This window comes from Cupriavidus agavae (genome assembly GCF_004217045.1).
Taxonomy (GTDB): domain Bacteria; phylum Pseudomonadota; class Gammaproteobacteria; order Burkholderiales; family Burkholderiaceae; genus Cupriavidus; species Cupriavidus agavae.
On sequence record NZ_SGXM01000001.1, the window covers coordinates 1,161,870 to 1,175,034 of the forward strand.

Consider the following 13,165-nt stretch of genomic DNA (forward strand, 5'->3'; position numbering starts at 1 on the left):
TTTCTCTTGCAGGAGTCGTCCCGATGACCGAGCCCAGGCGCCAGCCCCGTACCGACGTGATCCAGCACGTCGCCTTTGAACATGCCGGGGTGATCGGCGATGTCGCACGCGACCGTGGACACGAGATCCGCCTGTTCCAGGCTGGCGTGGACGACCTGACGCTGGTGCAGACCGACCCGGCCGACCTGCTGATCGTGCTGGGCGGCCCGATCGGGGTGTACGAGACCGAAGCCTACCCGTGGCTCGAATCGGAAATTGCCGTGATCCGGCAGCGGCTCGACGCGCGCCTGCCGATCATCGGCGCCTGCCTCGGCGCGCAACTGATTGCCGCGGCATCGGGGGCCAGGGTCTATCCCGGCACGCGCGAGATCGGCTGGGCGCCGATCCAGCCCACCGAGGCCGGCAGGCGCTCGCCGCTGGCGCTGCTGGCCAATGCTGACTGGGAAGTGCTGCACTGGCACGGCGACACCTTCGACCTGCCCGATGGCGCCGAGCGGCTGGCTTCCACCGCCGCCACGCCCAACCAGGCCTATGCCATCGGCAAGCATGTGCTGGCGCTGCAGTTCCACCCCGAGGTCAAGGCCGGCGATATCGAGACCTGGCTGATCGGCCATACCGTCGAGCTGGCCAAGGCCGGCGTCGATCCGCGCACGATCCGCCGCCGCACCGCCGAGATCGGCGCCACCGTGGCCAGCGCCGGCGAACTGATGTTCAGCCGGTGGATGGAGGAGGCCGGGCTGTGACGGACGTGGCTGTCGAAGTGGTGGTCGATACCGTGCTGGCTGGCCAGTGCCAGCCGTTCGGACCGAAAGGCGTGCCCAGCGGCATCGCAAAATCGCCAGTTTCCGGGGCGATCCGCGTGACGACGACGGGTCTGGTGACCGACGAGCAGGGCGACCCCAAACACCATGGCGGCCCCGAGAAGGCCGTGCACCACTATCCGCGCGACCACTATGCGGGATGGCGGCAGGAACTGGCCGGGCAGGGCGGCAACGTGGCGCCGCTCGACCAGCCGGGCGCCTTCGGCGAGAACCTCAGCACCACGGGCATGACCGAGGCCGATGTCTGCATCGGCGACCGCTACCGGCTGGGGACCACGCTGCTTGAAGTCTCGCAGGCCCGCCAGCCTTGCTGGAAGCTCAACCACCGGTTCGGCTTCGCGGGCATGTCACGCGCCGTGCAGGGCAGCGCCCGCACGGGCTGGTACTACCGCGTGATCGAGGAAGGCGAAATCGCCGCCGGCGACCGCCTCGTGCTCCAGGCGCGCCCCTATCCGCAATGGCCGCTGCAGCGCCTGCTGCATGTGCTCTACGTGGACCGCCTGAACTACCCGGCGCTCGCCGAAATGGCCGAATTGCCATGCCTGGCCGAAAGCTGGCGCAAGCTGGCCCGCCAGCGCGTGGCCAATCAGACGGTGGAAGACATGGAGAAGCGGCTGGCAGGCGGGTAGGCCGGCTTGCTCCCCTCTCCCGCCATGCGGGAGAGGAAAGCAAAACCCTCACCCCTGCCGGAACCGCCAGGCAGTGCCTTCCGTGGTGATCCGCTCCCAGATCACTTCCTTTTCCGCCTCGCTGAAGAACACCCAGTTGCTGACCTCGCCCGCGGTGCGGCCGCAGCCCTGGCAGACTTCATCGAACAGCGTCGAACAGATGCCGATGCACGGGCTGTCGGGACGGTCGCTCAGCCGTGACTGGGCCTCGTCGGGCGACGAAGAAGGGGTCTGCGGGGGGAGCGAATCGGCGGGGCGGTCGGACATCGGGCGGGAAACGCGGGGGCTGCGGTGATCGAGCGCGCATTATAAACGGCCCGGCGATCGTGCCTGCCGGGCCGTGGGCTGCCGCACTACCCGATCAGTACTTCCAGAGGATCTGCTGCAGCGCCTTCGGATCGCTGGTCTTGGTCAGCGCCAGCGCCATCAGGATGCGCGCCTTCTGCGGCAGCTGGTCGTCGGTGACGATCCAGTTGTACTTGTCGTCGGGCTGCTCGGCGTTGCGTACCACGATGCCGGCGCCGGTGCGCGAGGCGCGCACCACCTGCACGCCCTTGGCCTGAGCGGCCTTCAGCGGCTCCACCATGTACTCGCCCACGCTGCCGTTGCCGGTGGCGGCATAGACGATCGCCTTGGCGCCGCTCTTGACGGCGGCATCGACGGCGGCCGGGTTGACGTTGCCGTAGGCGTAGACCACGGCCACTTCGGGCAGCTTGTCGATCTTGTCGATGTCGAACTCGGTCTGCACCGTGTGCGGGCGTGCCAGCGTGCGGTAGTACAGCGTGCGGCCTTCCACCACGTAGCCCAGCGGGCCGAACGGCGAGCGGAACGTCTCGGTCTTGAACGTGTTGGTCTTGGTCACGTCGCGGCCGGTGTGGATCTCGTCGTTGAGCACCACCAGCGTGCCCTTGCCCTTCGAGGCCGGGCTCGACGCCACCAGCACGGCGTCATAGAGGTTCAGCGCGCCATCGGCGCCCAGCGCGGTGCCGGGGCGCATGGAGCCGACCACCACCACGGGCTTGTCGCTCTTGAGCGTGAGGTTCAGGAAGTAGGCGGTTTCCTCGATCGTGTCGGTGCCGTGGGTAATCACGATGCCGTCCACGTCGGGCTGCTTGAGCAACTCGGACACGCGCTTGCCAAGCTTGATCAGGCGCTCGTTGTTGAAGCTCTCGGAGCCGATCTGGAAGATCTGCTCGCCCTTGACGTTGGCAACCTTCGAGATTTCAGGAACCGAGGCAATGATCTTGTCCACCGGCACCACGGCAGACTGGTAGGCCGCGGTGTTGGTGGCCGATGCGCCGGCCCCGGCAATCGTGCCGCCGGTGCCGATGATCACGATATTGGCCTTGCGCGCCTCGGCCGTGGTACCGGCCGGCGCGGTGGCGCCGGGCGCCGGAGCGAGCTGCGCGTGCGCCGCGCCGGCCAGCAGCGTGGCGGACAGCAGCAGGGCAGTGACGAGGGGTTTGAGCTTGGCAGGATGTTGCATGATTCTCCTCTTGGCGGCGTCTGGCGGCTTCTTGTGGAAGCGGGGACGCCGCTGGTGGTTGGTTCATGGAACTGTGGCGGATGGAACGGCAAGCGTGTCAAACGCCGCAGAGCGAGCACTATACCCACCCAGAAAAGTTGCGTCGACAACTGCACCAGTCACGTCACAAAGCATCCCCCGGCACCCGCACCCATCCCTCCATCAGCACCCGCGCGCTGCGGCTCATGATGGCTTTCTTCACGGTCCACTGGCCGCGCTCCAGCACCGCCTGGGCGCCCACGCGCAGCGTGCCCGACGGATGCCCGAAGCGCACGGCCTCGCGCTCGCCGCCGCTGGCGGCCAGGTTGACCAGCGTGCCCGGCACCGCCGCCGCCGTACCGATGGCCACGGCCGCCGTACCCATCATCGCGTGGTGGAGCTTGCCCATCGACAGCGCGCGCACCAGCAGGTCCACGTCCGCGGCGCCAACCGCCTTGCCGCTCGACGCCGTGTAGCTGGCCGGCTTCGCCACGAACGCGACTTTTGGCGTGTGCTGGCGGGTCTTCGCCTCGTCGAGGTCGCGGATCAGGCCCATGCGCTTCGCCCCGTAGGCGCGGATGGTTTCGAACATCGCCAGCGCCTTCGGGTCGCCGTTGATGGCGTCCTGCAGTTCCGTGCCGGTGTAGCCAATGGCTTCGGCCTCGACGAAGATCGTCGGGATGCCGGCGTTGATCATCGTCGCGCGCAGCGTGCCCACGCCCGGCACTTCCAGGTCATCGATCAGGTTGCCGGTCGGGAACATCGCCCCGCCGCCGTCTTCCCCCTCTTCGGCCGGGTCCATGAACTCCAGCTGCACCTCGGCGGCCGGGAAGGTCACGCCGTCCAGCTCGAAATCGCCGGTTTCCTGTACCGCGCCATCGGTGATCGGCACGTGCGCGATGATCGTCTTGCCGATATTGGCCTGCCAGATCTTCACGGTAACCGTGCCGTTCTGAGGAATCCGCGATGCCTCGATAAAGCCGTTGCTGACCGCGAACGGTCCCACGGCTGCCGACAGGTTGCCGCAGTTGCCGCTCCAGTCCACGAACGGCTGGTCGATCGACACCTGGCCGAACAGGTAGTCCACATCGTGGCCGGGGCGCGTGCTTTTGGCGATGATCACCGTCTTGCTGGTGCTCGACGTGGCCGCGCCCATGCCGTCGATCTGCTTGCCGTACGGGTCGGGGCTGCCGATCACGCGCAGCAGCAGCTTGTCGCGCGCCGGGCCGGGCACCTGCGCCGCTTCGGGCAGGTCCTGCAGCCGGAAGAAGACGCCCTTGCTCGTGCCGCCACGCAGATACGTGGCGGGAATCTTGATTTGCGGTGCGTGTGGCATCGTAGTTTTCCTAATCTTGCGGCATCAGGCCGCGGCGCGCGACGATTCCAGGAAGTCCTGCGCAAAGCGTTGCAGCACGCCGCCGGCTTCGTAGATCGACACCTCCTCGTCGCTGTCGAGCCGGCACAGCACCGGCACTTCGAGGCGGTCGCCGTCGCGCCGGTGGATCACCAGCGTCAGTTCGGCACGCGGGCGGCGCTGGCCCACCACGTCGAACGTCTCGGTGCCGTCGATGCCGAGCGTCGTGCGGTTCGTGCCGGGGTAGAACTCCACGGGCAGCACGCCCATGCCGATCAGGTTGGTACGGTGGATGCGCTCGAAGCCCTCGGCCACGATCGCCTCCACGCCAGCCAGCCGCACGCCCTTGGCGGCCCAGTCGCGCGACGAGCCCTGGCCGTAGTCGGCGCCCGCCACAATGATCAGCGGCTGCTTGCGCTCCATATACGTCTCGATGGCTTCCCACATCCGCACCACCTTGCCTTCGGGCTCGATACGGGCCAGCGAACCCTTCTTCACGGCGCCATCGACCACGGCCATCTCGTTGAGCAGCGTGGGGTTGGCGAACGTGGCGCGCTGGGCGGTCAGGTGGTCGCCCCGGTGCGTGGCGTAGGAATTGAAGTCTTCCTCGGGCAGGCCCATCTTCGCCAGGTACTCGCCGGCCGCGCTGTTCAGCATGATCGCGTTCGATGGCGAGAGGTGGTCGGTCGTGATGTTGTCGCCCAGCACCGCCAGCGCGCGCATGCCGCGCAGCGTGCGCTCCCCGGCCAGCGCGCCTTCCCAGTACGGCGGGCGGCGGATATAGGTGCTCTGCGGGCGCCAGTCATAGAGCGGGTCGGTCGAGGTGTCGTTCTCGGCATGCAGCGCGAACATCGGCTCGTAGACCTTGCGGAACTGCTCGGGCTTGACGCTCTGGCGCACGATCGCGTCGATTTCATCGTCGTTCGGCCAGATGTCCTTCAGGTAGACCGGCTGCCCGTCGCTGCCGATGCCCAGCACGTCCTGCTCGATATCGAACCGGATCGTGCCGGCGATGGCATACGCCACCACCAGCGGCGGCGAGGCCAGGAATGCCTGCCTGGCGTACGGGTGGATGCGGCCGTCGAAGTTGCGGTTCCCGGACAGCACGGCCGTGGCATAGAGGTCGCGGTCGATGATTTCCTGCTGGATCTTCGGGTCCAGCGCGCCGGACATGCCGTTGCACGTGGTGCAGGCAAACGCCACGATGCCGAAGCCGAGCTTTTCGAGGTCGGGCAGGAGATTGGCTTCTTCCAGATACAACTCGACCGCCTTGGACCCCGGCGCCAGCGACGACTTGACCCATGGCTTGCGCGTCAGGCCCTTCGCGTTGGCGTTGCGGGCCAGCAGGGCGGCGGCAATCACGTTGCGCGGGTTGCTGGTGTTGGTGCAGCTGGTGATGGCGGCGATGATGACCGCGCCGTCGGGCATCTGGCCCGGCGTTTCCTCCCACTTGCCGGCAATGCCGCGCGCGGCCAGGTCGGAGGTGGGCAGGCGCTTGTGCGGGTTCGACGGGCCGGCCATGTTGCGTACCACGGTCGAGAGGTCGAAGCGCAGCGTGCGCTCGTATTCGGCACCGGCCAGCGCGTCGGCCCACAGGCCGGCGGTCCTGGCGTAGGTCTCCACCAGTTGCACCTGGGTTTCGTCCCGGCCGGTCAGGCGCAGGTAATCGGTGGTCTGGCCGTCGATGAAGAACATCGCGGCCGTGGCGCCGTACTCGGGCGCCATGTTCGAGATCGTGGCGCGGTCGCCCAGCGTCAGGCTGGCTGCGCCTTCGCCGCGGAACTCCAGGTACGCGCCGACCACCTTTTCCTTGCGCAGGAACTCGGTCAGAGCCAGCACGATATCGGTGGCCGTGATGCCGGGCTGGCGGCGGCCGGTCAGCTCCACGCCAACGATGTCAGGCAGGCGCATCCACGAGGCGCGGCCCAGCATCACGTTCTCGGCTTCCAGCCCGCCCACGCCGATGGCGATCACGCCCAGCGCGTCCACGTGCGGCGTGTGGCTGTCGGTGCCCACGCAGGTGTCGGGATACGCCACGCCGGCCACGGTATCGGCCTGGATCACCGGCGACATCTTCTCCAGGTTGATCTGGTGCATGATGCCGTTGCCCGGGGGAATCACGTCCACGTTGCGGAACGCCTTCTTGGTCCAGTTGATGAAATCGAAACGGTCCTCGTTGCGCCGATCCTCGATGGCGCGGTTCTTCTGGAATGCGTCCGGGTCGAAGCCGCCGCATTCCACGGCCAGCGAGTGGTCCACGATCAGCTGCACCGGCACCACCGGATTGACCTTGGCCGGGTCGCCGCCCTGGTCGGCAATGGCGTCGCGCAGCCCGGCCAGGTCCACCAGCGCGGTCTGGCCCAGGATGTCGTGGCAGACCACGCGGGCCGGGAACCACGGGAAATCGAGGTCGCGGCGGCGCTCGATCAGTTGCCTGAGCGAATCGGCCAGCGTGGCCGGGTCGCAGCGGCGCACCAGGTTCTCGGCGAGCACGCGCGAGGTGTAGGGCAGTTTGTCCCAGGCGCCGGGAGAGATGTCATTGACGGCGGCGCGGGCGTCGAAGTAGTCGAGCTTGGAACCGGGCAGCGGCTTGCGGTAGGCGGTATTCATGGCAGCGTGAGGACTGGGTGCCTGCCGCCCGCGCACCGGCGGGGCCGGCGGCGGGAAGTGGCACTTTTACTATTTTCTGGGGTTGCCCCCGGATGAGGCGGGCGCCGGCAGGCTCAGGCGCGCTTCTCGATCGGCACGAACTTCAGGTTTTCCGGGCCGGTGTAGTTGGCGGTCGGGCGGATGATCTTGTTGTCCACCCGTTGTTCGATCACGTGCGCGGCCCAGCCCGAGGTACGGGCAATCACGAACAGCGGCGTGAACATGGCCGTGGGCACGCCCATCAGGTGGTAGCTGACCGCGCTGAACCAGTCCAGGTTCGGGAACATCTTCTTGGCGTCGGCCATGACCGATTCCAGGCGTTCGGCGATGCTGAACATCTTCATCGAGCCGGCGTCCTTCGACAGCTTGCGCGCCACTTCCTTGATCACCTCGTTGCGCGGGTCGCTGATCGTATACACCGGGTGGCCGAAGCCGATCACCACTTCCTTGTTCTCCACGCGGCGGCGGATGTCGGCCTCGGCCTCGTCCGGCGTGTCGTAGCGCTTCTGGATCTCGAACGCCACCTCGTTGGCGCCGCCATGCTTGGGGCCGCGCAGCGCGCCGATGCCGCCGCAGATGGCCGAGTACATGTCGGAACCCGTGCCTGCCACCACGCGGCAGGCGAACGTCGAGGCGTTGAACTCGTGCTCCGCGTAGAGGATCAGCGAGGTCTGCATCGCCCGTTCCCAGAGCTTGGACGGCGGCTCGCCGTGCAGCAGGTGCAGGAAGTGGGCGGCAATCGAGTCGTCGTCGGTCTCCACCTCGATGCGGCGGCCGTTGTGGCTGTAGTGGTACCAGTACAGCAGCATCGAGCCCAGGCTGGCCATCAGGCGGTCGGCGATGTCGCGTGCGCCCGGGTGGTTGTGGTCGTCCTTCTCGGGCAGCACCGTGCCGAGCACCGATACGCCCGTGCGCATCACGTCCATCGGGTGGGCGCTGGCCGGCACCCATTCCAGCGCGGCCTTGACGTTGGCGGGCAGGCCGCGCAACGCCTTGAGCCTGGCCTTGTAGGCAGCCAGTTCAGACTTGTTCGGCAGCTTGCCGTGCACCAGCAGGTGGGCGATTTCCTCGAATTCGCAGGTGTCCGCGATGTCGAGGATGTCGTAGCCGCGATAGTGCAGGTCGTTACCGCTGCGGCCGACCGTGCACAGCGCGGTGTTGCCGGCGGCAACGCCCGACAGGGCAACGGACTTCTTGGGCTTGGGGGTGGCCAGCGGTTGGGCTTCGGACATCTGGGTCTCCTTTTTCTGGTCTTGCTTGACGTTTCTGACGTTTTTCGAGGGGGATTGGCGAGCGGCCATGGCGTGGAGTCTCGCGGCTGAGGTTGCGGGGCGTCTCGTGGTTACTTGCCCTTGCCCTGGGCGAACAGCGCGTCGAGCTTGTTCTCGTAGGCATGGTAGTCGATGCGCTCGTACAGTTCGGCGCGCGTCTGCATCGTATCGACCACATTCTTCTGGGTGCCGTCGCGGCGGATCGCGGCGTAGACGTTCTCGGCGGCCTTGTTGGCGGCACGGAACGCCGACAGCGGATACAGCGACATCGCCACGCCCACGCTGCGCAGGTCGTCCAGCGTGAAGTACGGGGTGGCGCCGAATTCGGTCAGGTTGGCCAGCACCGGCACTTTCACGGCATCGACGAACTTGCGGTACATGTCGAGGTCGGTCATGGCCTCGGGGAAGATGGCGTCGGCGCCGGCTTCCACGCAGGCCACGGCGCGTTCGATGGCCTTGTCGAGCCCTTCCACGGCCAGCGCGTCGGTGCGGGCCATGATCACGAAGTTCTCGTCGGTGCGGGCATCGACGGCGGCCTTGATGCGGTCGACCATCTCGTCCTGGCCCACGATTTCCTTGCCCGGACGGTGGCCGCAGCGCTTGGCGCCCACCTGGTCCTCGATGTGCATGGCCGCCGCGCCGAACTTGATCAGCGAGCGCGTGGTGCGGGCCACGTTGAAGGCCGACGAGCCGAAGCCGGTGTCCACGTCGACCAGCAGCGGGGTGTCGCAGACATCGGTGATGCGGCGGATGTCGGTCAGTACATCGTCCAGGTTGGAAATGCCGAGGTCCGGCAGGCCCAGCGAACCCGCCGCCACGCCGCCACCCGACAGGTAGATGGCCCGGTAGCCGGCGCGCTTCGCCAGCAGGGCGTGGTTGGCGTTGATCGTGCCCGGAATCTGCAGCGGCGCTTCGTCGATCAGGGCCTGGCGGAAGCGGGCGCCTGCGGAGCGGGCGAGTTCGTTGGCGGTGAAGGTCATGGCGTGGATCTCGTTTTCGTATCGTTTCGATCCTGCTTGCGGGGCAGGGGCGGGGCAGACAGGCGCAAGGGGTGTGCCAGAGTAACCGGACTGGCCGGCGCGCGGCGGCCGGTGCCCTTGCGGTGCGCGTAATCCCTTATGGTTCAAGGGTTTGAGGTGATGTGGCGTTCTCACGGCGCCGCCTTTCCCAACGCTGCTATTTCAAGTTTGGAAAGTTTCGTGCCGTTCACGGATTTCAAAGTTGAAATGCGGCCGCGCCGGGCGCAGAATGGCGGGACGCCTGCAACCACCCCGAGCCATGGCTTCGCTACCCGTTCCCTCGCTGCCTTCCGCTACCCCTGCCGCCGCGCGGCCCCGCATCTGGGCCATGGGCATCAGCCGCCTTTCTCGGGCGTTTGCCGACCTGATCCCGGCCTATGCGGCGCGGGCCGAGTTCCGGATCGTCGGCCGGGCCTTCGAGGCGGCGGCCAGTGCCATCAACCGCGAGGCCCGCGAAAACCGTGTCGATGTGGTGGTGGCCGGTGGTTCGAATGGCGCCTACCTGCGCCAGCACGTGGATGTGCCCGTGGTACTGGTCAAGGTCACCGGCTTCGACGTGATGAGCGCGCTGGCTACCGCGCGTCGTATTTCTCCGAAGGTGGCGCTGGTCACGCACGCCTCGACCTATGCCGAGGTGGACGAGTTCGTGCAGGCGTTCGCCCTCGACATTCCGCGCTACACCTACCTGACCGAGGACGACGCCACGGCGCGCGTGCGGGCGCTCAAGGAGGAGGGTATCCGGGTGATCGTGGGGCCGGGCATGGTGACCGACCTGGCCGACAAGTACGGGCTGGTGGGCGTGTTCCTGTATTCGGGCAACGCGGTGCGGCTGGCGCTGGAAGATGCCATCGAGGCCGCCCGGCTGCGGCGCATCGAATCGACGCGGCGCGACTATGTCAACGCGATCCTGGCGCATCTGAACGAAGGCGTGGCCGCCGTGGATGCCGAGGGGCGCGTCCAGGCATTCAATCCGGCCATGGAACGGTTTCTGGGCACCCCGGCCGGCGTGGCCGTGGGGCGCAAGCTGTCGACGCTGGCGCCGGGGCTGGCGCTCGACGGCGTGATGCAGAGCGGCACGCGCGAGCTGGAAGCCATCCACCGGCTTGGCGACCGCATGGTCGTGGTCAACCGGATTCCGATTGTCGGCGAGGCCGGCAGCGCCGGCGCCGTGCTGACCATCCAGGACGCCAACGCGATCCATCGCGCCGACCGCAACCTGCGCTCCCGCAACCGTCCGCGCGCCGCCGGCGTGCGCTACAGCCTCGCAGACCTGGCTGGCGATTCCCCGGCGATGAGCGGCCTGCGGGCGCTGGCCCGGCGCTACGCCGCGGTAGATTCCACGGTGCTGGTGAGTGGGGAAAGCGGTACCGGCAAGGAGGTGCTGGCGCAGGGCATGCACGACGCCAGCCCGCGCCGCGCGTTTCCGTTCGTGGCGGTGAACTGCGCCGCCTTCCCCGAGACGCTGCTGGAATCGGAACTGTTCGGCTACGAGGAGGGCGCTTTCACGGGCGCGCGACGCGGCGGCAAGGCGGGTTTGTTTGAGTCGGCCCATAACGGCACGCTGTTCCTCGACGAAGTGGGCGACATGCCCCCGGCGCTGCAGACCCGGCTGCTGCGCGTGCTCCAGGAAAAACAGGTGCTGCCGATCGGCGGCATCGAGGCCGTGCCGGTCAACGTGCGGGTCATCGCCGCCACCCACCGCGACCTTGCCGCGCTGGTGCGCGACGGCACGTTCCGGCAGGATCTCTATTACCGGCTCAACATCCTGCGCATCGAGATGCCCCCGCTGCGCGACCGCTCGGCCGACCTCGCGGCGCTGGCGGCCCTGCTGTACCGCCGCGCCCAGGAACGGCTGGGCATCGCCGATCTCCAGCCGCTGCCGGCACCGGTCAGCGCGCGTCTGGCGTCCTACGCCTGGCCCGGCAATATCCGCGAACTCGAAAACGTGACAGAACGCATCGCCGTGCTGGTGGCCGGCGTGGAACTGCCGCCGCTGGCGCTACAGCGGGAGTTGCAGGCCGCCGTGCCGGAGCTGTTCGGCCATGCCACGCCGATCGCAGCAGCGGTGCCCGACGCCCAGTCACTGGCCACGGTGGCCCGCACGAGCCAGGCCGACCATATTCGCCGCGTGTTGGAGGAGTGCGGAGGCAATCGGACGGAAGCCTGCGCGAGGCTCGGCATCAGCGCCACCACGCTGTGGAGGCGATTGAAGGAAGGGTAATGGCCTGCCTCCGCGCCAGCAGGGTCGGAAGCCCTATATCGCAATTAACCGCCATATCACCTCCCCACACCCCAAAGAAAAAGCCCCTCCCGATTTCCATCGGAAGGGGCTTTTTCCTTTCTGCCTCCAGGAAAGGGCCAGTCAAGCCGGACCGGTCAAACATCGTCCGCCAGCCGCAGGCCCGTGAACTGCCAGCGCTGCTGCGGGTAGAAGAAATTGCGGTAAGTCGCGCGGATATGCGATTCCGGCGTCACGCACGAGCCGCCGCGCAGCACCATCTGGCTGCTCATGAACTTGCCGTTGTATTCGCCGACGGCCCCGGTGCTGGGCCGGAAGCCGGGGTAGGGCAGGAAGGCGCTGGCCGTCCATTCCCATACATCGCCGAACATCTGGCGCAGCACGCCCGAAGTGTTCTGCCGGTCGGGCAGCGGCCGCAGCGAGCGGCCTTCGATGAAATTGCCGGTGGCGGGCAGGTTGCGGGCGGCGTGCTCCCACTCCGCCTCGGTCGGCAGGCGGCGCTCGGCCCAGCGCGCGAAGGCGTCGGCCTCGAAGAAGCTCACGTGGGTCACCGGGCTGTCCGGGTCCACCGGGTGCATGCCGCGCAGGCTCATCTGCCACCAGGTGCCGTCGCGCGCCTCCCAGTACAGCGGCGCCTCGATCTGGTTGTCGCAGACCCAGCGCCAGCCGTCCGACAGCCACAGCCCGGCGGTCTGGTAGCCGCCATCCTCGATGAATTCGAACCACTGCCGGTTGCTCACCGGGTGCGAGCACAGCGCGTACGGCCGCAGCAGCACCTGGTGGCGCGGGCCTTCGCAATCGAACGCGAAGCCGTCGCCGCCGTGGCCCACCGAGACGATGTCGCCGGCAAACCTGATCCATTCCGGCGCCGGGCGCGGGTCGGCCACCACCGGCACCACCAGTTCGGGCGCGTAGGCGGGGCGCAGCGGATTCTGGGCGAACAGGTGGAGGATGTCGGTCAGCAGCAGCTCCTGGTGCTGTTGCTCGTGGTGCAGGCCGAGCGTGATCAGCGCGGCCTCGTCGTCGGTCTGCGCGGTCATCAGCAGCGAGAACATGCTCTCGTCGATGGCCTCGCGGTAGGCCAGGATCTCGTCCAGGCTCGGACGCGTCAGCAGCCCCCGGCGCGGACGCGGATGGCGCGCGCCAACGGCCTCGTAATAGGAATTGAAGAGATAGCGATACTGCGGATCGACCGGTTCGTAGTCCGGCACGCGGGCGCCAAGCACGAACTCCTCGAAGAACCAGCTGGTATGGGCCAGGTGCCACTTGGCCGGGCTGGCATCGTCCATCGACTGGACGGTGGCATCGGCGTCGGACAGGTCAGCCACCAGCATTTCGGTCGCGGCGCGCACATGGCGATACTGGCTCAGCAGCGCGGGTTCCTGCGGGGGATGGCTGGCGGTGGCTGGCAACAGTGCTGAGGCTGTGGTCATGCAGGCTCCCGGTGGGCTGGCGGACAGTCGAACCATCATAGACCTATCCGACCGGTGGGGCGAGCGGCGGGAATTCGGCGATCGGTGTCAGTCAATGCCTACAGGCCGCCACAAAAAAACCCGCATCCCCGGTCCGGGCGGACAGGGGATGCGGGCAGGCAGCGTCGGCGCCGAGGGGACGGCGCCGGGGTCTTCACGGAGTCGTTA

General features: G+C 67.7%; 10 protein-coding genes. 3 read left to right on the plus strand and 7 right to left on the minus strand.

The genetic code is table 11. The features are described 5' to 3' along the window. The first annotated feature begins 23 nt into the window (after positions 1-23). Both EV147_RS05250 and EV147_RS05255 read left to right on the plus strand, forming a co-directional pair. The gene (locus EV147_RS05250) at positions 24-743 is read left to right on the plus strand and encodes a glutamine amidotransferase (RefSeq protein ID WP_130390041.1); all 720 of its coding nucleotides are present in this window, start codon (positions 24-26) and stop codon (positions 741-743) included. After that, entirely contained in the window at positions 740-1,450 is a 711-nt protein-coding gene (locus EV147_RS05255) for an MOSC domain-containing protein (RefSeq protein ID WP_130390042.1), read from the plus strand. The genes EV147_RS05250 and EV147_RS05255 overlap by 4 nt, the downstream gene beginning before the upstream one ends. A gap of 48 nt (positions 1,451-1,498) precedes the next feature. Here EV147_RS05255 and EV147_RS05260 read toward each other — a convergent pair whose 3' ends face one another. The 6 genes from EV147_RS05260 to prpB form a co-directional block, all read right to left on the minus strand. After that, entirely contained in the window at positions 1,499-1,756 is a 258-nt protein-coding gene (locus EV147_RS05260) for a DUF1289 domain-containing protein (protein WP_130390043.1), read from the minus strand. Positions 1,757-1,850: 94 nt separating this feature from the next. Then, the gene (locus tag EV147_RS05265; RefSeq protein ID WP_130390044.1) at positions 1,851-2,975 is read right to left on the minus strand and encodes an asparaginase; all 1,125 of its coding nucleotides are present in this window, start codon (positions 2,973-2,975) and stop codon (positions 1,851-1,853) included. A 163-nt stretch (positions 2,976-3,138) separates the two neighbouring features. After that, on the minus strand, positions 3,139-4,329 hold the full coding sequence (prpF, locus tag EV147_RS05270; RefSeq protein ID WP_130390045.1) for a 2-methylaconitate cis-trans isomerase PrpF: 1,191 nt from the start codon (positions 4,327-4,329) through the stop codon (positions 3,139-3,141). Between the two features lie 24 nt (positions 4,330-4,353). Continuing rightward, on the minus strand, positions 4,354-6,957 hold the full coding sequence (gene acnD, locus EV147_RS05275; protein WP_130390046.1) for a Fe/S-dependent 2-methylisocitrate dehydratase AcnD: 2,604 nt from the start codon (positions 6,955-6,957) through the stop codon (positions 4,354-4,356). Positions 6,958-7,070: 113 nt separating this feature from the next. Continuing rightward, a complete protein-coding gene (gene prpC / locus EV147_RS05280; RefSeq protein WP_130390047.1) occupies positions 7,071-8,228 on the minus strand; it encodes a bifunctional 2-methylcitrate synthase/citrate synthase in 1,158 nt (385 codons plus the stop codon). Between the two features lie 110 nt (positions 8,229-8,338). Next, entirely contained in the window at positions 8,339-9,247 is a 909-nt protein-coding gene (gene prpB, locus EV147_RS05285) for a methylisocitrate lyase (RefSeq protein WP_130390048.1), read from the minus strand. A 298-nt stretch (positions 9,248-9,545) separates the two neighbouring features. Between prpB and prpR the strand changes: the two genes are divergently transcribed. Then, on the plus strand, positions 9,546-11,507 hold the full coding sequence (gene prpR, locus EV147_RS05290) for a propionate catabolism operon regulatory protein PrpR (protein ID WP_130390049.1): 1,962 nt from the start codon (positions 9,546-9,548) through the stop codon (positions 11,505-11,507). A gap of 155 nt (positions 11,508-11,662) precedes the next feature. On the opposite strand, the gene egtB is transcribed toward prpR, so the two are convergent. Further along, complete coding sequence (gene egtB / locus EV147_RS05295; RefSeq protein ID WP_130390050.1) at positions 11,663-12,958, minus strand: ergothioneine biosynthesis protein EgtB; 1,296 nt, start codon at positions 12,956-12,958, stop codon at positions 11,663-11,665. Between the last annotated feature and the right edge of the window lie 207 nt (positions 12,959-13,165).

What these genes read in the sequence shown, in the direction of transcription:
- EV147_RS05260 (WP_130390043.1), bottom strand. Translation starts at nt 1,756, where the DNA reads ATGTCCGACCGCCCCGCCGATTCGCTCCCCCCGCAGACCCCTTCTTCG.
- EV147_RS05250 (WP_130390041.1), top strand. Translation starts at nt 24, where the DNA reads ATGACCGAGCCCAGGCGCCAGCCCCGTACCGACGTGATCCAGCACGTC.
- prpR (WP_130390049.1), top strand. Translation starts at nt 9,546, where the DNA reads ATGGCTTCGCTACCCGTTCCCTCGCTGCCTTCCGCTACCCCTGCCGCC.
- egtB (WP_130390050.1), bottom strand. Translation starts at nt 12,958, where the DNA reads ATGACCACAGCCTCAGCACTGTTGCCAGCCACCGCCAGCCATCCCCCG.
- prpB (WP_130390048.1), bottom strand. Translation starts at nt 9,247, where the DNA reads ATGACCTTCACCGCCAACGAACTCGCCCGCTCCGCAGGCGCCCGCTTC.
- acnD (WP_130390046.1), bottom strand. Translation starts at nt 6,957, where the DNA reads ATGAATACCGCCTACCGCAAGCCGCTGCCCGGTTCCAAGCTCGACTAC.
- prpF (WP_130390045.1), bottom strand. Translation starts at nt 4,329, where the DNA reads ATGCCACACGCACCGCAAATCAAGATTCCCGCCACGTATCTGCGTGGC.
- prpC (WP_130390047.1), bottom strand. Translation starts at nt 8,228, where the DNA reads ATGTCCGAAGCCCAACCGCTGGCCACCCCCAAGCCCAAGAAGTCCGTT.
- EV147_RS05265 (WP_130390044.1), bottom strand. Translation starts at nt 2,975, where the DNA reads ATGCAACATCCTGCCAAGCTCAAACCCCTCGTCACTGCCCTGCTGCTG.